The sequence below is a fragment of the Verrucosispora sp. WMMD573 genome, from assembly GCF_027497175.1.
Classification (GTDB): Bacteria; Actinomycetota; Actinomycetes; order Mycobacteriales; family Micromonosporaceae; genus Micromonospora.
This window is the reverse complement of sequence record NZ_CP114901.1, coordinates 1,992,573-2,015,548: the sequence shown is the minus strand read 5'-3', so window position 1 is coordinate 2,015,548 and position 22,976 is coordinate 1,992,573. Positions and strand designations below refer to the sequence as shown.

Genomic DNA, 22,976 nt, shown 5'->3' with positions numbered 1-22,976 from the left:
GTCCCCGTCACGCTCGGCATTCGGTGGCTGCTCACCCGGTAACGTGAGCGCGGGGACACACCGTGGCACGGGTTGCCGCCCGGCTGGTAGCGCCGGGCGCGCCGGCTGTGCGACCCGTGGGGGCGGGTGTCGGCGTTGTACCCCCAGCGGGCACGAGCGTGAGGGAGCGGATGCATGGGTCGACTGTGGCTGGGACGGGTTCCGGGATGACCCTGCAACAGGTCTATCTGCTGATGATCGCCGCGGCGGCGACCGTGCTGGTGAGCGTCACCGCCGCCCGGCTGGCCACCCGGGTCGGCGTACCGATGCTGCTGGCGTACCTCGGCATCGGGCTGCTGCTCGGCGAGAACGGACTCGGCCTACGCTTCGACGACGCCGCCATGGCGCAGGCCCTGGGCACGGCGGCGCTCGCGGTGATCCTGGTGGAGGGTGGCCTGACCACCCGGTTCTCCGACATTCGGCCGGTACTGGCGCCGGCGACGGCGCTCGCCACCGCCGGTGTGCTGATCAGCGTCGGGGTCACCGCCCTCGGCGCGCACCTGCTCCTCGACGTCTCGTGGCAGTTGGCGCTGCTGCTGGGCGCGGTGGTGTCCTCCACCGACGCGGCGGCGGTCTTCTCGGTGCTGCGCACCCTGCCGTTGCCCCGGCGGCTGGCCGGGCTGGTGGAGGCCGAGTCGGGTCTGAACGACGCACCGACCGTCATCCTGGTGCTCGCCTTCAGCGCCACCGGGTTGACCGCGACCAGCCCGCTGGAACTGTTGGTCCAGATGGTCTACCAGCTCGGCGTCGGTGGCGCGGTCGGCGTCGCGATCGGCGTCGCCGGAGTATGGTTCCTGCGTCGGCTCACCCTGCCCGCCTCGGGTCTCTATCCGATCGCCACCTTCTCCTGCGGCATCTTCGCCTTCGCCGCCGCCGGGCTCGTCCAGGCCAGTGGCTTCCTCGCCGCGTACCTGGCCGCACTGATCCTGGGCAACGCCCGGCTGGCGCACCGCCGGGCCACGGTGTCGGTGGCCGAGGGGCTCGGCTGGATCGCGCAGATCGGCCTGTTCGTCATGCTCGGACTGTTGGCCAATCCCAGCGAACTGCCCGCTGCGGTCCTGCCCGCCCTCGCCGTCGGTCTGGTGCTGCTGCTGCTCGCCCGGCCGCTGTCGGTGCTGATCACCCTGCTGCCGTTCCGGATTCCGCTGCGCGAGCAGGTGCTGCTTTCCTGGGCCGGGCTGCGCGGTGCGGTGCCCATCGTGCTGGCCACCATTCCCGTCGTGGCCGGGGTCGGTGGCAGTGGGCAGCTGTTCAACATCGTGTTCGTGCTGGTCGTGGCCTTCACGCTGGTGCAGGCTCCGACACTGCCGTGGCTGGCCAAACGCCTGCGGCTCAGCTCGGTCGGGATCGGCCCGGACCTACAGGTCGAGTCCGCGCCGCTGGACGCCATCGACGCGGACCTGCTGCACCTCACGGTCGAGGCCGACTCCCGGATGCACGGCGTGCACATCCGCGAGCTGCGGCTGCCGCCACCGGCCGCGGTCACCCTGGTGGTCCGCGACGGCACCGCCTTCGTACCCGAGCCGGACGCCCGGCTGCGCCACGGTGATCAGCTGCTGGTGGTCACCACACCACATGTCCGGGACCGGGCGGAACGCCGCCTACGGGCGGTCGCCCGGGCCGGACGGCTCGCCCACTGGCGCGGCGAGACCGGCGACCCGGAGCGGCCGGCCAGGATCCGGCGTCCCCCGGAGACCCCCACGGTCCCGCCACGCCCTGCACCCTCGCCGGACACCGGCGACGAGTCGCCCTCGGCCCTCGTACCGACGGCTGGTTGAGCAGCCCGGTGAGTGGCCGGCTTCCCACCGTTGCGGGCCGGAACTAGGGTGAGGATGGTGTGCCGGGAAGCCTGGTCGGCGGTCGTGGTCCTGACAACCTCACGGAGGCCGCCGTGCAACCACCCGCCATCCGTACCGAGCACCTGACCAAGCGGTACGGTTCCCTGCTCGCCCTCGACGATCTCGACCTGACCGTCGACGCCGGTGAGGTGTTCGGTTTCCTGGGCCCCAACGGCGCCGGCAAGTCCACCACCATCCGGCTGCTGCTCGGCCTGGCCCGCCCGACCGCCGGCCAAGCGTGGATCTTCGGCATCCCCGCCGCCGAGGTGGCCACGGCACACCAGCGGGTCGCGTACGTCCCGGCCGATGTGACGCTCTGGCCACAGCTCACCGGCGCGGAGATCCTGGAGTTGCTCGGCTCGACCGGGCCGGGCGTCGACGTCGCCTACCGGGACGAGCTGGTGGCCCGGTTCGCCCTCGACCTGTCGAAGCCGGGACGGGCCTACTCCACCGGCAACCGGCAGAAGGTGGCACTGGTTGCCGCGTTCGCCACCCGCGCCCCGCTGCTCGTTCTGGACGAGCCGACCGCCGGCCTGGACCCGCTGATGGAACGCGAGTTCCGCCGCGCCGTGGTCGAGGCCCGCGACGCCGGAAGCACGGTGTTCCTCTCCTCCCACCAGCTGGCGGAGGTGGAGGCTGTCTGCGATCGGGTGGGCATCCTGCGCGCCGGGCGCCTGGTAGACGTCGCCACCATGCCCGAGCTGCGACGACTGCACCGCACCGAGGTGCTGGTGCGCTTCGCCGGCGCCGTGCCCGAGTTGACCGACGTCGACGGGATCGACGGCATTCAGGTCGACGGGGCTGCCCTGCGGTTCACCCTGACCGGGCCGCCCGGCCCGGCCCTGCGGGCGCTGGCGGCGGCCGACGTCACCACCCTCACCATGCGCGAGCCCACGCTGGAGGAGATTTTCCTCGACTACTACGGGGAGGGGAGTCGATGAGCGCCGGTGACGCAGGCACCGCCACGGCTGCCGTCACCCGGCTCGCCCTGCGCCAGGTCCGCCGGCCCGCACTCGTCGTGTTCGCAGTGGCGGCCGGCGTCACCGCCGTCGTCGTCGCCGGGTACGAGAACACGGCCGGCACCCCCCTCGACGCCGCCGCGTTGGCCGCCCTCGCCGAGAACCCGGCGGTCCGCACCCTCTTCGGCGAACCGTTCGCGCTGGACACCCCGGGTGGGTTCACCGTCTGGCGGACCGGCACCGTACTGGCCGTCCTGCTCTCGGTGTGGGGGGTGCTCGTCACCACCCGGGTCACCCGGGGCGAGGAGGAGAGCGGCCGGTGGGACCTCCTGCTGGCCGGCCGGCTGGCGGTGCCGGCCGTGCTCGGTCGGCACCTCGCCGTCCTGGCCGCCGCCGTGGTGATCGCGGGGAGCGCGGCCGGCGTCGTGCTCGTCGCGGCCGGCACGCCACCGGGCGGCGCACTCCGGTACGCGGCGGGTCTCGTGCTGGTCGCCCTCTTCGCCGTGTCGACGGCGCTGTTGAGCGCGCAGGTGATGCCGACCCGGGCCGGGGCGAGCGGGTTGGCCCTGGCCGTGCTCGGTGTCGGGCTGCTGGCCCGGATGGTCGGGGAAGGTGTCGCGGCGTTGGGGTGGTTGCGCTGGCTGTCGCCGTACGGGCTGCTCGCCCTGATCCGCCCCTACCGCGACGACCGGCTGTTGCCGTTGGTCGTGCTCGCCGGTGCGGCACTCCTGATCGCGGTGGCCGCGATGGCGTTGGCCGGGCGTCGTGACGTGCGGGCCGGGCTGGTCGCCGCACCGGCCGGCCGGCCGCCCCGGACGTGGCTGCTCGGCACGGCCGACGGGTTCGCGGTACGGCGGATGGTGCGCCCGCTGGCCGGCTGGTCCGCCGGGATCGGCGCGTACTTCCTGCTGATCGGTCTGCTGGCGACGTCGATGGTCCGCTTCCTGTCGGACAATCCGCGCTTCGCCGGGCTTGCCGCGCAGGCCGGCTTCACCGAACTGGGCAGCGTACGCGGCTACACCGCATCCCTGTTCGTCCTGCTCGCCCTGCCGGTCGGGGTCTTCGCCGCGTCCCGGCTCGCCGAGTTCGTGGCCGCCGAAACGGATGGCCGGCTGACGTCGCTGTACGCGCAGCCGGTCAGCCGCAACCGGCTGCTGACCGCCGAGACGCTCGCCACCCTCGCCGGGGTGGCGGCACTCGTCAGCGTGGCGGCGACGGCGACCTGGGTCGGCGCCTATCTGGTGGACGCCCCGCTGCCGCTGGCCGCAGCCCTGGCCGGCACCTGGAACGTGCTGCCGGTCGTGCTGCTCTGCCTCGGCGCGGCGATACTCGCACTCGGCTGGCTGCCCCGGGCCACCGCGGCCGTCGGTGTCCTACCCGCGGTCGGTGGGTTCCTCCTCCAGGTGCTCGCCGACAGCGCCGACCTGCCGGGGTGGGTGGCCGCGATCTCGCCGTTCACTCATCTGGCGGCTGTTCCGGCCGCGTCGGCCGGCTGGACGGCGTGGTGGACCATGATCGGGCTTGCGTTCGTCGCCGCCGTCCTCGGCATGCTCGGCCATCGGCGCCGCGACCTGCTGGGTTGATCACCGGCGGGCGGTTCACAGCCGGCCGTGGCTGTGCCGGCGCGGGAGGAGACGCCGCCTAACCGACCGGGTGGGCCATGGTCCCGGTGAGCGCCACCGTGCCCGGCAACCGGGTGTCCTGCCGGAGGAACTGCACCACCACCGGCACCGGCGAGCCGAGCACGCAGCCGTACGGGCGGTCGAGGCGGACCGCCTCGGGATCGATCAGGTCGTTGACCCGTACGTGCCGGATGCGCCGGGCAGCCACGGTGAACCGGTACGGCCCGACCGGTTCGGCGTCCTCGTAGTAGAAGGTGAGCGTCACTTCCGCCGCGGAGTCGGTGGTGTTCAGCACGCACAACTTGTCGAAACTGGTGAACTGCGGCTCGCCGTCGGTGCCGCCGAACGGTACGTGCCCGCCCGGCACCGCCCACACCTGCGCCATCAGGTTCCCTCCAGCAGTCGGGCCAGGTCCGGGGTGAGGAACACCCCGTCCGGGTCGAGGCGGCAGCGGGCCGCCTGGAAGTCGTCCCACCGGGGAAAGAGCGGGCGCAGGTCGTCAGCGGTCAACCAGTGCTTCTTGCCCCAGTGCGGCCGTCCGCCGTACTGCCGGAAGACGGCCTCCATGTCCCGGAAGTACTCCTCGTACGGCAATGAGGCGTTCTGCAGGCAGGCGATGGTGGTGGTCGGGCGACCGTACGCGTTGCTGAGCCAGATGTCGTCGGCGGCGATGCTGCGTACCAGCACCCGCCAACCCACGGTGCGCCGATGTCGGCTCAGGATCCGTCGCCGGACCTCCGCGAAGCAGGCCGGGAACGCCTCCGACGGAAGCATGTACTCGATCTCCTCGAAACGCAGTTCCCGGTTCTGCGGGATGGTGCGGTGGGTCGGCCCGACCTCCAGTTCCCGGGGCTCGTACCACCCGTCGGACCTGGGCGTCGTCGACGACGGTCCGGATGCGCCGTCTGCCCGGTTCATGGTGCGGATCTGAGTCAGGTCGCTGCGCGGGTACCAGTAGAAGTCCATGTTGCGGTTGGTGTGTTGCAGGTCGGCCAGATGGTCGAGGGTCCACTCGACAGGTGCGCACCACGCTCGCCGACGCAGGTCGTAGCGGGGCTGCAGGTCGAGCGTGAGTTGGGTGACCACACCGAGCACGCCGAGCGAGAGCCGGGCTGCGGGCAGCAGGTCGCTGTTGCTGGTCGCGGAGACGTCCAGCACCTCGCCGGTGCCCGCGACGAGGCGCACCTCCGACACCTGCGTGCAGAGGCTGCCGAAGCCGAGGCCGGTGCCGTGGGTACCGGTGGCGGTGGCCCCCGCGATGGACTGGTAGTCCACGTCGCCGAGGTTGTCCATCGCCAACCCGGCGTCGTAGAGGCCCGCACCCAGCTCCCTGAGCCGGCTACCGCCCCGGACCGTGGCCCGGTCGCCGGCCTTGTCGATCACACCGGCCATCCGGTGCAGGCTGACCAGGGTGCCGTCGGTACGCACCAGCGGGCTGGACGAGTGGCCCGAGCCGACCGGGCGCAGGGTGTCTCCCGACTCGCGTGCCCGCAGCACCAGTTCCCGCACCTCGTTCTCGTCGGCCGGCTCGGCGTAGCCGAACGGGGTGAAGGCGAGACTGCCGGACCAGTTCACGAACGGACGGGACACCCCCGGCAACCTCCTCGCGGCGGACGGACCGTGCGCTTACCCCCGGCCTGGCGGGGTAGTCACGGGTATGGCCGAACCTGTCCCTGCCGCCTCGAAGGCCCGACCCGTCGGCGAGAAACGTCGTGTCTGAGTGGTGGCACGCGGCGCTGGTGGCGGTGCTGTGGCTGGCCGTCGGCCTGGGCACGGCGGCGGTTTTCGTCACCCGGGGCGGGCACCGCAGCCCGCTCTGGTACCTGGTGGGTGCGCTGCTCGGTCCGCTGTTCGTGCCGATCGCGGTCGAGCGGGGCCGGGCCCGCCCGCAGCTGGTCGACGTACGCCACCGGCCGGCCGAACCGGTCGGCACCGGGCTGCGCGTGCTGGTCGGGGTGGACGGTTCGGCGCATTCAAACCGGGCGCTGCGAGCCATCGCCCACGCCCTCACCGGAAGCACCAGTGAACTCGTCCTGGTCACCGTGACCAGCCCCGACCTGACCGACGCGGAGTCCCGGCGGGAGCACGAGCAGGCCCGCCGCATGATCGACGAACGGGCCGCCGGGCTGCCCGACGGGCTGCCCCGGCCCACCACCGTTGTCGTCACCGGTCATCCCGTCGACGCCCTGCTGACAGTCGCCGACGACCGGGATGTGGACCTGCTGGTGGTCGGCCGGCACGGACACGGGATCGAGGACCGCTTGCTGGGCAGCGTCGCCGAGGGCCTCGCCCACCGGTCCACGCGGGCCGTCCTGCTCGGCAGCCTGCCGGGCCGCTGACCTTCCACGGCCCGCGCCCGAGTGCTGCGCCCGGGGCCCTGACCTCGGTGCCGGGCGGTTCCGCCGGTCCCGACCGGGAACCATGCCGGCCCGGGGAGCGACTATAGGTACATGCGGTGTGAGCAGTGGCGGGAGATTCTGTCGGCGCAGCTGGACGGCGAGGTCACGGCGGACGAGCAGCGCAGGGCCGGTGGGCACCTGGAGACCTGCGCCGGGTGCCGGACCTGGCTGGATTCTGCGGCGAAGGTGACCCGCCGGGCGCGTACCCAGGTGGTGACCCCGCTGCCGGATCTGACCGAGGCGATTCTCGCCGCCGCGCCGCCGCCCCGCCGGCGCTGGCGCACGCTCGTCGCCGCCGCGCTGCCGAGTCGCTGGTCGCCGGCTGCCGGCGGGCGAGCCAGCCTGGTCAACGGCCTGCGGGCAGCACTGGGTCTGCTCGGTGCCGTGCAACTGGTGCTCGGGCTGGCGCAGATCGGCCGGGCCGAGGTCGCCGAGCACCTGCACTCCAACGGCCAGCACCTGTGGCACGAATCCGCCGCGTGGAACGTCGCGGTGGGCGCGGGCTTCCTGTTCGTCGCGTTGCGTCGGACCTCACCGTCGGGGCTGCTGCCGATGCTCGGTGCCTTCGTGGTCACCCTGGTGTTGCTGTCGGTAAACGACCTCGTCGCCTCGCAGGTCGCGGTGGAACGGCTGGTGAGTCACGGCTTCCTGGTGGTCGGTTACCTGATCACCTTGTTGCTGGCACGAAGCTCCCGCCGGCCCGGCACACCGAGCGACCGGCAGCCGGAGCGGTCCCGCTGGCAGTTGCGCCTCGACGAGGTCGACGAGCCCGCCCCGCTGCGACTGCTGCCGCCCTACTCGGCCCAGGCCCGGCACTCTGCCGCCCACGCCCACCAGATTCCCGCACCGGTTCGCAGCCGGACCGTCCCCGCTGATGACGGCCGGCGCCGCCACCGGCGGCGGGTGGCCTGACGGGACGCCTCAGCCGACAGCGCCGGGGCGGTCCGCCGGATGGTCGGCCGACCGCATCGCCGCAATCAGGTCCTCGCGGGCCCGGGCCACCCGGGACCGGATGGTGCCGACCGGCACGTCACACACCTGCGCGGCCTCGACGTACGGCAGGCCGAGCAGCTGGGTCGCCACGAACGCCTCCCGCCGCTCGGGTGCGAGACCGTCGAGCAATCCACGGAGCACCACCTGCTCGTCCACCCCGGCACGCACGCCGGCCGGTGTGCTCTCCGCGGCGGTCTGCCAGTCGCTGAGGTTCGCGGTCCGTGGCCGGCAGGTGGCGGCGCGTACCTGGTCCACGGCGACCCGACGGGCGATGGCGAGCAGCCAGGTCCGTGCCGTGGAGCGGCCGGCGAACGACGGCAGTGCCCGCCAGGCTCGCAGGTACGTCTCCTGGACCAGGTCGTCCACCTCCCGCACCCCGGGCAGGTGGGTCAGGAACCGCCGTACGTCGTGCTGGGTGGCCCGCACGAATGCCGCCGCGGCGGCATGGTCGCCCCGGCCCGCGGCGAGCGCGTACCCACTGATGTCGTCGGTCACGGCTGTCATCGCCGTATTGGTCGGTGGAAATCGCCGATTGGTTCCCGCGGGCCGGCAACCGGTGCGACCGGCGTGGCCGGCCCGCTCCGGACGACGCCGTAGACTGCACTGATGGGGCACCTCACGTGAGCGAGCGGAGTGCCGTGCTGATCGACCAGCCACCGCGGTACGGGCACCTGTGCTGGGCGTACGACGACCCGGCCGGGTTCATGACCCATGCCGTGGAGTTCCTCCGCGCCGGCTTGGCGGTCGGCGAGCGGGTCTGGTTCGTCGTCTCCGGTCCCGCCGAGCCGGTCCGGGACCACCTGCTCGGTGTCCGGGATTTCGCCGACGGGCTGCTGACGGGTGCCGCCCAGGTCCGTTCCCTCGACGGCGCGTACGGCAGCACAGCGGTGGTCGATCCGGCTAGTCAGGTGGCGGTCTACCACCGGGCCACCCGGGAGGCGGTCGCCGCCGGATACACCGGCCTGCGGGTGGCCGCCGACGCCACCGAGCTGGTCCGTACCGCCGCGCAACGCGACGCGTTCGCCCGTTACGAGCAGCGCGTGAACGAGATGATGCGCACCGAGCCGTTCCGGGCGATGTGCGCCTACGACCGCTCGCAGCTGGGCGAGCCGGCGGTCGCCGAGCTGGCCTGTGTGCACCCGGAACACAACCTCGGCCAGTTGCTGTTCCGGCTGTACGCCGTACCGCTGCGCCAGGGGCAGGCCGCCCTCGCCGGCGAGTTGGACACGTCCAATCACGACCTGTTCCGCACCGCCCTGGACCGCGCGGATCTGCAAGCCGTCGATGACGAGTTGGTGCTGGACGCCGACGGGCTCCGGTTCCTCGACCACCGGGCGCTCATCCACCTGAACGAGTACGCCCGGGACCGGCAGGTGACGGTGGTGCTGCGGGCCGCCCGCTCCGGGGTGGCCCGGCTCGCCGCCCTGTTGGACCTGCCCGACCTGCGGGTGGAGGTGACTCGGTGAGGACCGGTGCGGCCGCCGGACGCACCGGCTACTTCCACGAGGCTCTCTGTTACGGCTCCGACGAGGAGCTGCTCGCCGTCGTGGTGCCATTCCTCGTCGGTGGGGTGGGGGCGAACGAGCCCACCTTCGTCGCGCTCGGCGAGCGCACCGGCAACCTGGTCCGCGCCGCGCTGCCGGCCGACACGAAGGTCGAGTTCCTGGCCGGCGGCGACGTCTACGCCCGGCCCACCGCCGCCATCCGGATGTACCGTCAGCTCCTCGCCGATCTGGTCGCCGACGGCGCCACCCAGATCCGGATCATCGGCGAGGTGCCGCCGGTCGGTCTCGGCCCCACCTGGGACTGGTGGGCCCGGTACGAGTCTGCGATCAACCACGCGTACGACGACTGGCCGTTGTGGAGCATGTGCGCCTACGACACCCGGACCACCGCTTCCGGGGTGCTGGCGGACGTCGCCGCCACGCACCCGTGCTTCGCCGCAGCCGACGGGCGGCACCTGCCGAGTGTCGACTACGTCGCGCCGGAGACCTTCCTGCGCCAGACTCGCCCGATGCCACCCGACCCGATGCAGACGACCCCGCCCCTGGTTGACCTGCTCGGCCCGACTGCGGCGCAGGCCCGCGCGGCGGTGCACCAGGTGGGCCAGGGCGGGCTACGGGATGACGAGTTCGACGACTTCGTCGTCGCCGTCAGCGAGACCGTCACCAACGGTCTGCGGCACGGCCGTCCCCCAGTCCGCTTTCAGCTGTGGGCGGGCGCGGACCGCATCGTCGCCACCGTCAGTGACGTCGGTTCCGGCCCTCAGGATCCGTACGCCGGGCTGTTGCCGTCGGCCAACGGGGTGCCGGGCGGGCTGGGCCTGTGGATCACCCACCAGTCGTGCAACCACGTCACCTACCACAGCGACGACCAGGGGTTCATCCTGCGACTCACCGCCGGCCGGCCGCTGGGCGCCTGAGCACACACGAACCGCCGGGCCGGTGTACGCCGGCCCGGCGGTTCGTCGCGTACCTGGACTACTTGCGGAACGCGTCCTTGATCTTCTCGCCGGCCTGCTTGAGGTTGGCGCTCATCTGGTCGCCGCGACCTTCGGCCTCCAGGCGCTCGTCGTCGGTGGCGCGACCCACGCCTTCCTTGATCTTGCCGCCGGTGTTCTCGGCGGTGTTGTTGAACTTGTCCTCGACGCCCATGTCACCCTCCCGGGGGATCCCTGTCGCTACATTCAGTCAGGTACCCAGCCCGGCGTCGGCCAACCAGAGAAATTCAAGAAACAGGGCGGAACCGGCGCAGCCGGAGGCTGTTGGCCACCACGAACACCGACGAGAACGCCATCGCCGCCCCCGCGATCATCGGGTTGAGCAGCCCGACCGCTGCCAGCGGCAGGGCGGCGACGTTGTAGGCGAACGCCCAGAACAGGTTGCCCCTGATCGTACCGAGGGTGGCGCGGGCCAGCCTGATGGCGTCCACGGCGGCCAGCAGGTCGTCCCGGACGAGAGTGAGGTCGGACGCCTCGATCGCCACGTCGGTGCCGGTGCCCATCGCCAGGCCGAGGTCCGCCTGGGCCAGCGCGGCGGCGTCGTTGACGCCGTCGCCCACCATCGCCACCACCCGACCCTTCCCCTGCAACCGGGCGACCACCTCGACCTTCTCCGTCGGTAGCACCTCCGCGATCACCTCGTCGATGCCCACCTCGCCGGCCACCGCCCGGGCGACCGTGGCGTTGTCACCGGTGAGTAGCACCGGCTTGAGGCCGAGCACGCGCAGCCGCCGTACCGCCTCCCGGCTGGTCGGCTTCACCTGGTCGGCCACGGCGAGCAGGCCACGGGCCTGGCCGTCCCAGCCGACCAGCACGGCCGTGCGCCCCGCAGCCTCCGCGTCGGTCGCTGCCCGGACGAGATCATCCGGTACGACCAGACCCCGCTCTTCCAACAGCCGCGCCCGGCCGAGCAGCACCTGGCGGCCGGCCACGGTGCCGGTGACACCCAACCCGGCCACGTTGGCGAAGTCGGTGACCGGCGGCAGCGCGCCGACCTCGGCGGCACCGGCCACCACCGCCCGGGCGACCGGATGCTCCGAGCCGCTCTCCAGGGCGGCGGCCAGCCGCAACACCTCGTCGCGTCGCTCACCTGAGGCGGGGGTCACCGTAAGCAGGCTCATCCGGCCGGTGGTCACGGTGCCGGTCTTGTCGAGCACCACGGTGTCCACCCGCCGGGTGGACTCCAACGCCTCCGGCCCCTTGATCAGGACGCCGAGCTGAGCGCCCCGCCCGGTGCCGACCAGCAGCGCGGTCGGAGTGGCCAGGCCGAGGGCGCACGGGCAGGCGATGATCAGCACCGCCACGGCGGCGGTGAAGGCGGCAGCCGGTCCGGCGCCGTTGCCCAACCACCAGCCCAGCGTGCCGGCGGCCAGGGCGATCACGATCGGCACGAACACCCCGGAGATGCGGTCGGCGAGCCGCTGGGCGGCGGCCTTGCCACTCTGCGCCTGCTCGACCAGCCGGGCCATCTGGGCGAGTTGGGTGTCGGCACCGACCCGCGTCGCGATGACCACCAGCCGGCCGCCGGCGTTGACGCAGCCGCCGATCACCGCGTCGCCCGTTGCCACCTCCACCGGTACCGACTCACCGGTGACCAGGCTGGCGTCGACCGCCGAGGACCCTTCCTCCACCGTTCCGTCGGTGGCGATCTTCTCGCCGGGCCGCACCACGAAGCGGTCGCCCACCGCGAGCTGGTCGACCGGGATCCGGATCTCCACCCCGTCACGCAGCACGGACACGTCCCGGGCGCCCAGTTCCAGCAGGGCCCGCAGGGCCGCCCCGGCGGTTCGCTTCGCCCGCGCCTCGAAGTAGCGGCCGGCGAGGATGAAGGTGGTCACCCCGGCGGCCGCCTCCAGATAGATGTTGCCGGCGCCGTCGGTACGGCCGATGTCCAAGCTGAACGGGTGGGTCATCCCCGGGGTGCCGGCGGTGCCGAGGAACAACGCCCACACCGACCAGCCGAGGGCGGCCAGCGTGCCCAGCGACACCAGGGTGTCCATGGTCGCGGCGCCGTGCCGCAGGTTGACCAGCGCGGCCCGGTGGAAGGGCAGCCCGCCGTAGACCACCACCGGGGCGGCCAGGGTCAGCGACAGCCACTGCCAGTAGGTGAACTGCCAGGCCGGCACCATCGCCAGCGCGATCACCGGCACACTCAGCGCCACCGCGACCCACAGCCGGGTACGCAGGGCGGAAAGCGGATCCGCCGGTTCGGCGGCCGCTGGTGCGTCCGGGGTGGGCGGCGGTGGCAGGGTGGCCCGGTAACCGGTCTTCTCGACCGTGGCGACGAGGTCGTCCGGGGTGACCGGGTCGGCGTAGGAGACGGTCGCCTTCTCGGTGGCGTAGTTGACGGCGGCCTGCACGCCGTCCATCCGGTTGAGCTTCTTCTCGATCCGGGCGGCGCAGGACGCGCAGGTCATCCCGCCGATGGCCAGCTCGATCAGGTGCGGTGCGGCGGTCAGGGGTCGGCTCGTACTCATGGTTGGTCCCGTCAGTCGTGCTCGTGCCCGGGAGTCCCGTGCCCGTCCTCGGGGGCTGGGGTGGCGGGCCGGTCGGCCGGCCCGGTGGTGCCGCCCGGATCACCGACCTGCACCGTGAACTCGGCGGTGCGCACCACACCCCGGTGGCGGAAGTCGAGGTAGAGCCGGTAGGCGCCGGTCGAGGGGAACTCGGTGGCGAAGCTCACCCGTGGACCGGGGGCGGTCCGCCCGTCTCCCGGGCTGCCCTCCGGGTGCACGTGCAGGTATGCCAGGTCACCACGGCGCAGCGCCACCAGGTGACCGTACGCGCCGAGGTAGGGCTCCAGATCGGTGATCGGTGCGCCGTCTCGGCTGACGGTCAGCGTCAGCGTCGTGGTGCGCCCGGGCTGCGGGCTGCCGGAGAGGACGACTGTGTAACCGTCGACCGTGGCGCTGCTCGTCGGGGCGGGTAGCGGTCGCTCGCTCAGCGCTCCGGGGACGGTCACGTCGACCCCGAGCGTCAGGGGGTCACCGCCGGTCGGGGTGAAGTCGGCGAAGGCCCGCCACACCCCCGCAGAGCCCAGCGGCGAGGCGATCCGCCAGGTGCCGTCCCCGGCCAGTTCCGGATGGACGTGCCGGAAGCCGGAGAGGTCGCGGCGGGCCACGATGAGGTGCATCCGTTCGTCGTGGGTGACGTCGTACCCGGTCACCGGACGGCCGTCGGGGCCGGTGATCCGGAACGCGAACTCACCCGGCGGCGCGTCGACCGGCACCAGGGTGTAGCCACGGTCGGAGACGAGCAGGCCGCCGGGCAGGTGCCCGGCCGCTCCCTCCGGGCTGTCGTCGCCCTTGTGGCCGGCGTCACCGCCGTGGTCCGCGCCCCCGCTGTCGTGGCCGGTGTCGACCACGTTGACCGGGTCGGTCAGCTGCCCCACCCCGTACGCCGCGCCGAACACCGCCGCCAGGCCGAGCACGAAGCCGCTCAGCTTCGTCGCCGTGTGCATGGTTGACCTCTCGGTTTCCGCCCACCGGCCGACCGGCTCAGGCGCCGGCCAGCTCGTATCCGGCCTCGTCCACGGCGGCACGCACCGCGTCGTCGGACAGCGGCTGGTCGCTGGTGACGGTGACCCGACCGGCGGCCAGATCAACCTGCACGTCCTTGACGCCCTCGAGCGCACCGATCTCGGTGCTGACCGCGTTGACGCAGTGTCCGCAGGTCATGCCCTGCACCTGGTACGTCGTGCTGACCATGGAGCTCTCCTCACCTCTTCGAGCTGGTGGGCCGAACACCCACCCTGATACCCGCCGGGGGTATCCGTCGCATCGACCGTACCATACCCCCAGGGGGTACGTTATCCTTGCCCGCATGAGCACACCCGCACCGATCCGTGGCTACACCGCCAGCAAGGACCAACTCCTCGCCCGGCTGCGCCGCGTTGAGGGCCAGGTGCGCGGCATCGAGAAGATGGTCGACGACGACCGTTACTGCATCGACGTGCTCACGCAGATCTCGGCCATTCAGGCCGCCCTGGACAAGGTCGCCCTCGGTCTGCTCGACGGGCACGCCCGGCACTGCATGCACGAAGGTGCCGCCGAGGGTCGGGCCGACGAGATGGCGACCGAGATGATGGCCGCCGTGGGCCGACTGATGAAGCGCGGCTGAGCCGACCCGCCGACGTACCCTCACGACAGACGTCGGCAGGTCGGGCTGGTTACCATTCGCACACGATGGCCAGCCGAAATCCGTGCCTCGCGGCCCGAGGTCGCTGTCAGGCGTACGCCCGCACGGCCGTCACGGGCCGGTCCACAGCTCACGGTACGCAGCTGCCTCGCCACGTTCAGGCCATTCGGGCTGCCCTTCCAGATCGCCGTCCGGCAGCACTGAACCGTCTCGCCCATCGACACGTACTCAGCCCTGAAATCGTTGGGAGACACTGAATGGGCGCCGACCACACCCGTTCCGCTCCGCCCACCCCGCCGGGGGTGCGGCGGATCCTTGTCGTGACGGTGGTCCCCCTCTTTCTCGCCACCCTGGTCGCCGCCATCGTGCTCTGGCCCCGGGACGCACCGCGCCCCGAGGCCGCCGATGACACCCCCCGCTACCACGGCACGGTCACCCGGGTGGTCAGCGAGCCCTGCCCGCCCAACCCGGTGGTACCCGAGGGCACCCCGACGGCCGCGGACGGTCCCTGCGGCACGGTCAGCGTCCGGGTACAGACCGGACCGGACGCCGGGCAGGAGGTGCAGACACCCATCCCGGCAGGGCCGGGTGCTCCCCGCGTCGAGGTCGACGACGACATCATCCTGGTCTCGCTCATCGATCCGGAGGACCCCTCGGTCAGCGCCTACAACATCGCCGAGCACCAACGCGGTAAGCCGCTGGTGTGGCTGGCCGTACTCTTCGCCGCCGCCATCGTCGCCTTCGGGCGACTACGCGGTCTGGCCGCCCTGGGCGGTCTGGCCGCCAGCTTCGCCATCCTGCTGACCTTCGTGCTGCCCGGTATCAGCGCCGGCCAGCCACCGCTCGCAGTCGCCATCGTCGGCGCATCGTTGATCATGTTCGTGGTGCTGTACCTGACCCACGGGGTGTCCGCCCAGACCTCGGTGGCCGTGCTCGGCACGCTCGCCAGCCTGGTGCTCACCGGGCTGCTCGGGCTGGCCGCGACCGGGGCCACCCACCTGACCGGTTTCGGCAGCGAGGACGCCACCACCCTGTCCATGTTCCGCGCCGACGTCGACCTGCACGGCCTGCTGCTCGCCGGCATCATCATCGGCTCGCTGGGCGTACTCGACGACGTCACGGTCACCCAGGCCGCCGCCGTCAACGAGTTGCGCCACGCCAACCCGAACCTCTCCCGCCGGGAGTTGTACCGCTCGGCTACCCGGGTCGGGCGGGCACACATCGCCTCGGTGGTGAACACCATCGTGCTGGCGTACGCCGGAGCCTCGCTGCCGCTCCTGCTCCTGCTGACCGCGGACTCCCGCGCGCTGGGGCAGATCCTGACCAGTGAGTTCCTCACCACGGAGATCGTTCGAAGCGTGGTCGCCACGCTCGGGCTGATCGCCGCGGTACCGCTGACCACCGCGCTGGCCGCGGTCGTCACCACCGCCGGACGCGGCGGCGACGCCGGCGTCCCCGGCGGTGCGTCCACCCCCGTGATTCCCCGGCCGGCGACGGACCGGGCCGAGGCGCTCCGCGCGCTGAGCACCCCACCCACCCGAAACACGCCCCCCGCCACCCCTTCGGGGTGGCCCGACCCGGACAGGAGCACGGACACCACATGGTGACACTCCTCAACGTGACCGCCCCTGCCAATGCGGCTCGTAATCGTGTCGCTAGTCACCCAAAGCGATTACGAAATGACGCATCTCGTCGGGTTCGGGGCGTAGAAGCACAGATGGACCGTCAGGTAACCTCACTGCCGGTCACCGCCGAAGGCGCGCAGCGGCGCCTGCGGTGCCACCGCCCAATCGCCGCGAGGCGAGCCGGGGACCCAGGTACGTGGGGTGAATCCGCGAGAGCGGTAGGGGCCACTTCCGTCCCGAACCCGTCAGCTAACCCGGTCGGCGGTCGATGGAAGGGAAAACAGTGACGGCACCCCTACGCCGCTGGTTGACGCCCGTGGTGGCCGTGTTCGCCGCGTTCGCCGTGTTCGCCGGTCCGATGCCGGCGACGGCCGCACCGAACGACCCCAAGCCCGCCGAGCACGACGACGACCCGCCGATGCTCAACGATCTGATCGAGGCGACCACCCGGGACTACTCCAAGGCCAAGGCCAAACTGGAGAAGTCCAAGAAGCGCCAGCTCCAACTGGCGGTTGAGGTCCGCTCCGCTCAGGCCGACCTGGACGCGCTCTCGCCTCAGGTCGCCCAGATCGCCACCCAGTCGTACCGGACGGGCCGGGTCGGCGCGATCGCCATGCTGTTGCAGAGCAGCGCACCGGACTCTTTCATCAACCGGGCCTCGGCACTGGACGAGCTGAACCTGGTGAACGACAAGAAACTGGGCGAGGTCAACGCGATCAAGCTCCGCGCCGAGCAGGCCAAGCTCGCGCTCGACGCCGAGGTGCGCGAGCAGAAGAAGCTGACCAACGACATGGCGCGCAACAAGAGCGAAGCGGAGAAGTCCCTCCGGCTGGTCGGCGGTGTCGGCCTGACCGGCGGGCTGGTGGACGCCACCTCGCCGGTGGCCAGGATCGCGCCGAACCGCTCCTCGGACGGCGGCTGGAAGCCCGAGTCGTGCAGCCAGAACGACCCCACCACGTCGGGCTGCATCACGCCGCGGACGCTGCACATGTACAAGGAGGTCAAGCGGGCCGGATTCAACCGGTTCGTCGGCTGCTTCCGCCCGGGTGACAAGTTCGAGCACCCCAAGGGCCGGGCCTGTGACTGGTCATTGCAGAACAGCGGCTTCAGCCCGTGGCACAACAACGACACCCGGATCTACGGCAACAACCTGGCGGCCTTCCTGGTCCGCAACGCCGACCGGCTGGGCATCTACTACGTGATCTGGAACCGGCAGATCTGGTTCGCGGCCACGGAGCGCTGGAGCTCATACAGCGGCCCGTCAAACCACACGGACCACGTTCACGTGTCACTGCTCTGACCACCCGACGCGACGCACCAGGGGCCGTCCCGCCAATCGTGGCGGGACGGCCCCCGCCGTTCAGGATGGTCGTCGTCGTCGTTCAGGGCCGTCGTCGTTCAGGACGGTCGTCGGGCGTGGATCAGGGCGCGGTCGCCAGCGCACCGCGGAGTTCGGCTGGTTCCGCGGCGACCGCCCGCACCTCGCCGGCGGCCAGTCGGTACGACATGCCGACCACCGCGCACCGCCCGGCAGCCACCTCCGCCGCGAGGGCCGCAGAGGAGTCCAGCATCGTCTCGACGGTCCGGGCGATGTGGATGTCCACGATCCCGTCCAGGTCGTCCACTCCGGCGTCCTGTGCCCGGTGCAGGCTCGGCACCACGGCGTCGACCACGGCACCCAGATGCCCGGGGGGCGTGGTGGCGGTGGCCAGTGCCTCCCGGGCCGCCTGGACGGCGCCGCACGAGTCGTGGCCGAGCACGACCACCAGCGGCGTACGCAGCACGGCCACGGCGTACTCCACGCTGCCCAGCACCTCCGGCCCGACGGTGTGCCCGGCGGTGCGCACCACGAAGAGGTCGCCCAGCCCGCGATCGAAGATGATCTCGGCGGCGAGCCGGGAGTCGGAGCAGCCGACGATCACCGCGAAGGGGTGCTGTTCGGTCGCGACGGCGGCCCGCCGCCCAGCGTTCTGGTTGGGATGCCGCAGCGCGTCGGTGACGAACCGCCGGTTGCCGGCGAGCAACTCGGCGAGGGCCCGCTGCGGGGCACCGGGAAGATCCGCGGTGAGCAACTCGCGGTCCGGTCCGGGCTGTGGACCGATCGATCCGGGTCGACTCATCCGGCTGCACCTCATCTCTGGAAGAAATGCCTGGTCATCCCGGCCGGCGCTGGTCACGGGCTGCCATCACGGTCACACGCGCGATAACGCACGTCAAGCTATACGTGATATGCACTTCATGCATCAGTCGACGCTTGCGTTCGGCCGCACCGGGGGCCGGTAGCGGCGCGAGCCGGGGTACTCGAACGGCGGGTCATACGATGGCGGGCATGGCGAGCACTGACGGACGGGAAAGCGCGCGGAACTGGACTTTCCTCACGAACCATGCGCACGTCCTGCTCGCCATCGCCCGTAACCCCACCGCCCGGCTACGTGACGTCGCGGCGGAGGTGGGCGTCACCGAACGTGCCGCTCAGGCCATCGTCGCCGACCTGGAGGCGGGCGGCTACCTGCACCGCACCCGGGTGGGCCGGCGCAACGAATACACCCTCAACCCGGCCGGGCGGTTCCGCCATCCGGCCGAGGCCGACCACGAGGTCGGTGACCTGCTGGCCCTCTTCGCCAAGGAGCAGGTGACCGACCCCGCCGAGCGCTGAGGCGGCGGTCCTCCTGATCGGACGACGTGGCGCGCTTCACCCGCTCCGAACGATCGCCGCGCTGCGCTCATGCCGACGGCGGGATAGGTTGGACCGGTGCCGTCTCCAGCGTTCGCCCGTCCACTGTGGCCGGCGATGCTGTGCGCACTACGTGAACTGACCCGGATGGCGCTGGCGACCCTGGTGCTCGCCGTCGGCATCGGCGGGGCCGTCACGGCCGATCCGCCGGCCCGGCCCACCGCCGTACCGCCACCGAGCGCCACGGTCTTCGTCGGCTCGCCATCCACCGCGATGTCGACCGTCCGGCCCGCCGTCGAGCCCGCCCATGCGGTCGAGGACGCCCAGGATTGGCGGGTGTCGGCGAACAGCGCGCCACTGCCATCCGCAGGTGCCGACGCCACGCCGGCCGACGCCACCCGGATCGACCACCGCGTCGCCCCGGTGCCCGCCGTCCGTGCGGGCGAGCCGACCCGGCGCGGCCCACCCACCGGCTGACCGACGGTGGTCCGGCCGACCGATCGGGCCAGGTGACGCTGCCGCCCGCCGGCCGTGCCCAGCGGCCACCCGGCCTCATCGCGCCACCGCCACGGTGATCCCGGGACCGTCCCGGCGAGTCCGATCCGACCGCCCGGGAACGGCATCAACCGTGCTCCAGGTACCCGGCCCGCCGTCACAACCCGCGTCCATCACAGTCGACGACTCATCCCGACCGCGAGGTGTTGATGATGCGTACCGCTCTCTCCTCCGTTCTGCTCGACGCGCCCCGTGCCGCCGCCATCTGGCTGGGCCTGCTCGGCGTGGTGCTGCTCGCCGTCACCGGCCTGCTGCTACGACCTCGACTCTTCCGCTTCGACGCCGGCACCCGCATTCGCGACGCCGCGCTGCCGAGCCGGTCCGACCACGCCGATCAACGACGTGACCAGGAACGCTGGGCCGAGGAGGTCACCATCGCCGCGGAGCGGGCCGACGCGACGGCCCGGCACCGCCGCGACGAATGGCTCGCCGCGCAGGACGAGGCCGAGCAGGCCTGGCGGGCGTACGAGACGGCGGAGGCGGACGTACGCCGGCTCTCCGATGCCGCCGGCATGCCGCTGCCGCAGACCGCCCGCACCCCTGCCGAGTACGCCGACCGTGAGCGCTGGCTGCACCGGGCCGCCCTGGACGCGTACTGGCGGCGGGAACTGTCGGTGGAGCAACTCAGCGACGTCTTCGCGCACCGCGGCTGGGATCCCCGGTTGCACCCGGTGGAGCAGGAGTTGCTGCTGCGTCGGGCGGTACGCGACCACCTCCTGGCCCGGCAGCGGGCGGCCCGGGAACGGGAGCAGGCGACCTGGCGGGCCGCGGAACTCTCCGCCGCCGCGGCGAGGAGCCTTCGCGAGGAAGCGACCGCCGCGCTGTTGCCGGTGGCAGCGGAACGCGAGTCGGTCCTGCCATTGACCGCACCCGGTGCCGCCGAGCAGACCCGGGAAATCCCGGCGGTCGTCGGCCGGGCAGCGGTCGCCGCGTACTGATAGCCGAACGCCCGCCGGCTCGGTCTCAGGCGATTAGTGTCGGAGGAACGTCGACCGGGTACCGACCTCGCCGGACATTGAGGAGGGCCGACGTGGTCGCAAGCGATGGCGGGAACCAACCCGACGAGACGGCGGTTCGGGGCGCCGGGCCGCGCCAGACCTGGGCCGCCCTGCCCTGGCTGGTCCGTTCCGCGGTGGTGTGGAGCGCCTGCCTGGTGGTGATCGCCGCCGGGCTCTACCTGCTGGCGCGGATCACGCTGCTGGTCACCCCGCTGGCCATCGCCGTGGCCGCGACCCTGTTCCTCGCCGCGCTGCTCGATCCGGTGCAGCTGGCATTGCGCCGGCTGCGCCTGCCGGCCGCGCTCGCCGCTCTGCTCAGCGTCCTGCTCCTACTCGGCATCCTGGGCGGCGTCGGCGCACTGGTGTGGAGCCTGACCGCCGACCAGTTCAGCGAGTTGGGCCAGGAACTGCGGCAAGGGCTGGAGCACACCCGCGACTTCGTCACCTCCACGCTGCCGGTCAGCGACGCGCAGCTCGACGGTCTGCTCGACCAGATGCGCAAGGCGATCAGCCAGCAGCAGGTGGACCCGGTCGCCAGCGCCCGCACCGTGGCCGAGGTCGTGGGCTCCGCTCTGCTCGCGCTGGTGCTGCTGTTCTTCCTGCTCAAGGATGGCCGGGAGATGTGGCGGTGGACGCTGCGCCGGGCCGCCGGGCGCAACCGGGACATCGCCGCCGAGGCGGGCCGCATCGGCTGGCGCACCCTCGGTTCATACAGCCGGGGCACCATGTTGATCGCGGCCATCGACGCCATCGGTATCGGCTTGGCGCTGGTGCTGCTCAGAGTGCCGCTGGCGTTCCCGCTAGCGTTGATCACGTTCATCGGCGGGTTCGTGCCGATCGTCGGTGCCACGGTGGCCGGCGCGGTCGCGGTGCTGGTGGCACTGGCCGCCAACGGACCGACCACCGCCCTGCTCACCCTGGCCGCTGTGATCGCCGTTCAGCAGATCGAGGGCAACCTGCTGGAGCCACTGGTGATGAAGCGCCAGGTCCGGCTGCATCCGGTGGTGATCCTGGTCGCGGTGACCGCCGGCACCCTCATCGCCGGCATCGCGGGTGCCTTCGTGGCGGTCCCGATCACCGCGGTCGCCTGGCGGGTCATCGACAGCGTGCAGCGTCAACGGCAGGCCGCCGCGAACGCGTCCGATTCGGCGTCCCGCCCACCGGCACCCGACTCACCACCATCGAAAACGCCGCCGCCCGGCCCGACGACCACACCCCCCGCACCATCGCCCCCCGCACCGTCGTCGTCCGGACCCACCCCCGAGCCGAGCTGACGTCGCCGACGCCCAACACCCGGCGCTCGACGCCCGAACGCCCGGCGCCCGGCGCTCGGCGCTCGGCGCTCGGCGCTCGGCGCTCGGCGCTCGGCGCTCGGCATCAGGTTGCGGCATGTCGGGCTGTCAGCCCGACGGGAAAGCCCGACATGCCGCAAACCGCGACCCCACCGGCAACCGCGCAGACAGGAAATACCCGAGTCGCGCGCCTCAGGCCGACCCACGGACCCGACATGCCGCATGTCGCACCCTCACGCCCACCGGATGACCCGACATGCCGCATGTCGCGACCACCCACCCACACGGGCCGCACCCGAGCGGAGAGCGGAGAGCGGGTGGGTGTTTTAGGCGGCGGCGGGCTGGGGGTGCAGGTGGTCGTGGAACCAGTCAGCCGCCGCCCCGGCGACCTGATCGAGCGTGCCCGGCTCCTCGAAGAGATGTGTCGCGCCGGGGATCACCCGCAGTTCGGCCCGGGAGGTGAGCTGACCGAGCGCCCGCTCGTTGAGGGTGATCACCTGCTCGTCGAGCCCGCCGACCAGGAGCAGCGTGGCGGCGCGCACCTGGCCCAGCAGGGAGCCAGCCAGGTCGGGCCGACCACCGCGCGACACCACCGCGCGTACCAGATCAGGTCGTTGAGCCGCAGCGACCAGCGCGGCGGCGGCCCCCGTGCTCGCGCCGAAGAGGCCGACCGGAGTCGTGCCGAACGGCCGCTCGGTGGCCAGCCAGTCCACGATCCCCGCGAGACGGTCGGCCAGCAGACCGATGTCGAAGCGCAGCTCGGCGGTGACCACGTCCACCTTGTCCTCGGCCGGGGTGAGCAGATCCACCAGGACGGTGCCGAACCCGGCCCGGTTGAGCTGGTGGGCCACTGCCACGTTGCGCGGGCTGTGCCGGGAGCTACCGCTGCCGTGCGCGAACAGGACCACCCCGACCGGCTCCGCCGGCACCAGCAGATCGGCCGGGAGCAGGACCTCACCCGCCGGGATCGTCACCGCTTCGCCGCGCACGTCCATCTCGCCCCCCAGTGGCTGACTCGTCAACTCGGATACCCGGCCCGGCCGCCAACACGCCCTCCGGCCGCCCTCGGAGCGGGTTTGCGCCGGGGGGTGCCGGGTAGCCGACGGGCGACCGCAGACGGACCGGCGTCACCGGCGCCGCCGACAGATCGCGAGGGACCGTCATGGCGCATCACCAGCGCGAGCCCGTGCAGTCCGCCGCCGAACGTGAGCGGCGGAAGCAGGACGATCGGCGCGGACGGGACTGGGCGGACGAAGCGGCCCAGGCGCGTTCGGCCGACGATCCCCGGGCGAGGACACCCCACGATGCCACCGGCCGCCCCTCCCAGGGCGAGCCCATCTGACGA

The 22,976-nt window shown here is 72.3% G+C and carries 24 protein-coding genes and 1 riboswitch; of the genes, 15 read left to right on the top strand and 9 right to left on the bottom strand.

Going from position 1 to position 22,976, the window contains the following annotated elements:
• Positions 1-206: 206 nt before the first annotated feature.
• The 3 genes from O7601_RS09360 to O7601_RS09350 all read left to right on the top strand — a co-directional run bounded on the left by O7601_RS09360 (position 207) and on the right by O7601_RS09350 (position 4,419).
• Positions 207-1,817: a potassium/proton antiporter gene (locus tag O7601_RS09360; RefSeq protein WP_281565792.1), complete on the top strand. Its 1,611-nt coding sequence runs from the start codon at positions 207-209 to the stop codon at positions 1,815-1,817.
• A gap of 113 nt (positions 1,818-1,930) precedes the next feature.
• Entirely contained in the window at positions 1,931-2,818 is an 888-nt protein-coding gene (locus O7601_RS09355; protein WP_281565791.1) for an ABC transporter ATP-binding protein, read from the top strand.
• Positions 2,815-4,419 (top strand): hypothetical protein, encoded by a 1,605-nt coding sequence (locus O7601_RS09350; RefSeq protein ID WP_281565790.1) that lies wholly within the window; start codon positions 2,815-2,817, stop codon positions 4,417-4,419. Before O7601_RS09355 ends, O7601_RS09350 begins: the two co-directional genes overlap by 4 nt.
• A gap of 58 nt (positions 4,420-4,477) precedes the next feature.
• Here O7601_RS09350 and O7601_RS09345 read toward each other — a convergent pair whose 3' ends face one another.
• Positions 4,478-4,843 (bottom strand): sensory rhodopsin transducer, encoded by a 366-nt coding sequence (locus tag O7601_RS09345; RefSeq protein ID WP_281565789.1) that lies wholly within the window; start codon positions 4,841-4,843, stop codon positions 4,478-4,480.
• Positions 4,843-6,048, bottom strand: a complete 1,206-nt coding sequence (locus tag O7601_RS09340; protein ID WP_281565788.1) for a D-arabinono-1,4-lactone oxidase — start codon at positions 6,046-6,048, stop codon at positions 4,843-4,845. Before O7601_RS09340 ends, O7601_RS09345 begins: the two co-directional genes overlap by 1 nt.
• Positions 6,049-6,170: 122 nt before the next feature.
• On the opposite strand from O7601_RS09340, the gene O7601_RS09335 reads away from it, so the two are divergent.
• Both O7601_RS09335 and O7601_RS09330 read left to right on the top strand, forming a co-directional pair.
• The gene (locus O7601_RS09335) at positions 6,171-6,797 is read left to right on the top strand and encodes a universal stress protein (protein ID WP_281565787.1); all 627 of its coding nucleotides are present in this window, start codon (positions 6,171-6,173) and stop codon (positions 6,795-6,797) included.
• A 111-nt stretch (positions 6,798-6,908) separates the two neighbouring features.
• Positions 6,909-7,769: a zf-HC2 domain-containing protein gene (locus O7601_RS09330; RefSeq protein WP_281565786.1), complete on the top strand. Its 861-nt coding sequence runs from the start codon at positions 6,909-6,911 to the stop codon at positions 7,767-7,769.
• A 9-nt stretch (positions 7,770-7,778) separates the two neighbouring features.
• Here the strand turns inward: O7601_RS09330 and O7601_RS09325 are convergent, their stop codons facing one another.
• Positions 7,779-8,354 carry a sigma-70 family RNA polymerase sigma factor gene (locus O7601_RS09325; protein WP_281565785.1) on the bottom strand — a complete coding sequence of 192 codons (576 nt, stop codon included), beginning with the start codon at positions 8,352-8,354 and terminating at the stop codon, positions 7,779-7,781.
• 116 nt (positions 8,355-8,470) lie between these two features.
• On the opposite strand from O7601_RS09325, the gene O7601_RS09320 reads away from it, so the two are divergent.
• Together O7601_RS09320 and O7601_RS09315 are read left to right on the top strand one after the other, a co-directional pair.
• On the top strand, positions 8,471-9,316 hold the full coding sequence (locus O7601_RS09320; protein WP_281565784.1) for an MEDS domain-containing protein: 846 nt from the start codon (positions 8,471-8,473) through the stop codon (positions 9,314-9,316).
• Positions 9,313-10,272, top strand: coding sequence for a sensor histidine kinase (locus O7601_RS09315; RefSeq protein WP_281565783.1), 960 nt, complete (start codon positions 9,313-9,315; stop codon positions 10,270-10,272). Before O7601_RS09320 ends, O7601_RS09315 begins: the two co-directional genes overlap by 4 nt.
• A 58-nt stretch (positions 10,273-10,330) precedes the next feature.
• On the opposite strand, the gene O7601_RS09310 is transcribed toward O7601_RS09315, so the two are convergent.
• The 4 genes from O7601_RS09310 to O7601_RS09295 form a co-directional block, all read right to left on the bottom strand.
• Positions 10,331-10,504 (bottom strand): CsbD family protein, encoded by a 174-nt coding sequence (locus tag O7601_RS09310; RefSeq protein ID WP_169598605.1) that lies wholly within the window; start codon positions 10,502-10,504, stop codon positions 10,331-10,333.
• Between the two features lie 73 nt (positions 10,505-10,577).
• The gene (locus tag O7601_RS09305) at positions 10,578-12,827 is read right to left on the bottom strand and encodes a heavy metal translocating P-type ATPase (protein WP_281565782.1); all 2,250 of its coding nucleotides are present in this window, start codon (positions 12,825-12,827) and stop codon (positions 10,578-10,580) included.
• An 11-nt stretch (positions 12,828-12,838) separates the two neighbouring features.
• On the bottom strand, positions 12,839-13,810 hold the full coding sequence (locus tag O7601_RS09300) for a hypothetical protein (RefSeq protein ID WP_281565781.1): 972 nt from the start codon (positions 13,808-13,810) through the stop codon (positions 12,839-12,841).
• Positions 13,811-13,847: 37 nt separating this feature from the next.
• Complete coding sequence (locus O7601_RS09295; RefSeq protein WP_281565780.1) at positions 13,848-14,057, bottom strand: copper ion binding protein; 210 nt, start codon at positions 14,055-14,057, stop codon at positions 13,848-13,850.
• Positions 14,058-14,172: 115 nt separating this feature from the next.
• Here O7601_RS09295 and O7601_RS09290 point away from each other — a divergent pair, with 115 nt between their 5' ends.
• From O7601_RS09290 to O7601_RS09280, 3 genes are all read left to right on the top strand, one after another.
• On the top strand, positions 14,173-14,469 hold the full coding sequence (locus tag O7601_RS09290) for a metal-sensitive transcriptional regulator (protein ID WP_099847797.1): 297 nt from the start codon (positions 14,173-14,175) through the stop codon (positions 14,467-14,469).
• A 275-nt stretch (positions 14,470-14,744) separates the two neighbouring features.
• Positions 14,745-16,094: a YibE/F family protein gene (locus O7601_RS09285; RefSeq protein ID WP_281565779.1), complete on the top strand. Its 1,350-nt coding sequence runs from the start codon at positions 14,745-14,747 to the stop codon at positions 16,092-16,094.
• Between the two features lie 166 nt (positions 16,095-16,260).
• Positions 16,261-16,392, top strand: a riboswitch (cyclic di-AMP (ydaO/yuaA leader).
• Positions 16,393-16,395: 3 nt separating this feature from the next.
• A complete protein-coding gene (locus tag O7601_RS09280) occupies positions 16,396-17,412 on the top strand; it encodes a hypothetical protein (protein WP_281565778.1) in 1,017 nt (338 codons plus the stop codon).
• A gap of 121 nt (positions 17,413-17,533) precedes the next feature.
• Here the strand turns inward: O7601_RS09280 and O7601_RS09275 are convergent, their stop codons facing one another.
• Positions 17,534-18,232 (bottom strand): carbonic anhydrase, encoded by a 699-nt coding sequence (locus O7601_RS09275; protein WP_281565777.1) that lies wholly within the window; start codon positions 18,230-18,232, stop codon positions 17,534-17,536.
• Positions 18,233-18,432: 200 nt separating this feature from the next.
• Here O7601_RS09275 and O7601_RS09270 point away from each other — a divergent pair, with 200 nt between their 5' ends.
• The 4 genes from O7601_RS09270 to O7601_RS09255 all read left to right on the top strand — a co-directional run bounded on the left by O7601_RS09270 (position 18,433) and on the right by O7601_RS09255 (position 21,613).
• Positions 18,433-18,768, top strand: coding sequence for a helix-turn-helix domain-containing protein (locus O7601_RS09270; RefSeq protein ID WP_281565776.1), 336 nt, complete (start codon positions 18,433-18,435; stop codon positions 18,766-18,768).
• Positions 18,769-18,864: 96 nt separating this feature from the next.
• A complete protein-coding gene (locus O7601_RS09265) occupies positions 18,865-19,263 on the top strand; it encodes a hypothetical protein (RefSeq protein WP_281565775.1) in 399 nt (132 codons plus the stop codon).
• Positions 19,264-19,490: 227 nt separating this feature from the next.
• Positions 19,491-20,279, top strand: a complete 789-nt coding sequence (locus tag O7601_RS09260) for a hypothetical protein (RefSeq protein WP_281565774.1) — start codon at positions 19,491-19,493, stop codon at positions 20,277-20,279.
• Positions 20,280-20,371: 92 nt separating this feature from the next.
• The gene (locus O7601_RS09255) at positions 20,372-21,613 is read left to right on the top strand and encodes an AI-2E family transporter (RefSeq protein WP_281565773.1); all 1,242 of its coding nucleotides are present in this window, start codon (positions 20,372-20,374) and stop codon (positions 21,611-21,613) included.
• Between the two features lie 344 nt (positions 21,614-21,957).
• On the opposite strand, the gene O7601_RS09250 is transcribed toward O7601_RS09255, so the two are convergent.
• Positions 21,958-22,626: an alpha/beta fold hydrolase gene (locus O7601_RS09250; RefSeq protein WP_281565772.1), complete on the bottom strand. Its 669-nt coding sequence runs from the start codon at positions 22,624-22,626 to the stop codon at positions 21,958-21,960.
• Between the two features lie 167 nt (positions 22,627-22,793).
• Here O7601_RS09250 and O7601_RS09245 point away from each other — a divergent pair, with 167 nt between their 5' ends.
• Entirely contained in the window at positions 22,794-22,973 is a 180-nt protein-coding gene (locus O7601_RS09245) for a hypothetical protein (RefSeq protein ID WP_281565771.1), read from the top strand.
• The last annotated feature ends 3 nt before the right edge of the window (positions 22,974-22,976 follow it).

Bases quoted from the DNA above. Each gene is read 5' to 3' on its own strand.
- O7601_RS09360 (WP_281565792.1), top strand. From the start codon at position 207: ATGACCCTGCAACAGGTCTATCTGCTGATGATCGCCGCGGCGGCGACC.
- O7601_RS09350 (WP_281565790.1), top strand. From the start codon at position 2,815: ATGAGCGCCGGTGACGCAGGCACCGCCACGGCTGCCGTCACCCGGCTC.
- O7601_RS09345 (WP_281565789.1), bottom strand. From the start codon at position 4,843: ATGGCGCAGGTGTGGGCGGTGCCGGGCGGGCACGTACCGTTCGGCGGC.
- O7601_RS09330 (WP_281565786.1), top strand. From the start codon at position 6,909: ATGCGGTGTGAGCAGTGGCGGGAGATTCTGTCGGCGCAGCTGGACGGC.
- O7601_RS09325 (WP_281565785.1), bottom strand. From the start codon at position 8,354: ATGACAGCCGTGACCGACGACATCAGTGGGTACGCGCTCGCCGCGGGC.
- O7601_RS09310 (WP_169598605.1), bottom strand. From the start codon at position 10,504: ATGGGCGTCGAGGACAAGTTCAACAACACCGCCGAGAACACCGGCGGC.
- O7601_RS09305 (WP_281565782.1), bottom strand. From the start codon at position 12,827: ATGAGTACGAGCCGACCCCTGACCGCCGCACCGCACCTGATCGAGCTG.
- O7601_RS09300 (WP_281565781.1), bottom strand. From the start codon at position 13,810: ATGCACACGGCGACGAAGCTGAGCGGCTTCGTGCTCGGCCTGGCGGCG.
- O7601_RS09295 (WP_281565780.1), bottom strand. From the start codon at position 14,057: ATGGTCAGCACGACGTACCAGGTGCAGGGCATGACCTGCGGACACTGC.
- O7601_RS09290 (WP_099847797.1), top strand. From the start codon at position 14,173: ATGAGCACACCCGCACCGATCCGTGGCTACACCGCCAGCAAGGACCAA.
- O7601_RS09285 (WP_281565779.1), top strand. From the start codon at position 14,745: ATGGGCGCCGACCACACCCGTTCCGCTCCGCCCACCCCGCCGGGGGTG.
- O7601_RS09275 (WP_281565777.1), bottom strand. From the start codon at position 18,232: ATGAGTCGACCCGGATCGATCGGTCCACAGCCCGGACCGGACCGCGAG.
- O7601_RS09270 (WP_281565776.1), top strand. From the start codon at position 18,433: ATGGCGGGCATGGCGAGCACTGACGGACGGGAAAGCGCGCGGAACTGG.
- O7601_RS09260 (WP_281565774.1), top strand. From the start codon at position 19,491: ATGATGCGTACCGCTCTCTCCTCCGTTCTGCTCGACGCGCCCCGTGCC.
- O7601_RS09250 (WP_281565772.1), bottom strand. From the start codon at position 22,626: ATGGACGTGCGCGGCGAAGCGGTGACGATCCCGGCGGGTGAGGTCCTG.
- O7601_RS09245 (WP_281565771.1), top strand. From the start codon at position 22,794: ATGGCGCATCACCAGCGCGAGCCCGTGCAGTCCGCCGCCGAACGTGAG.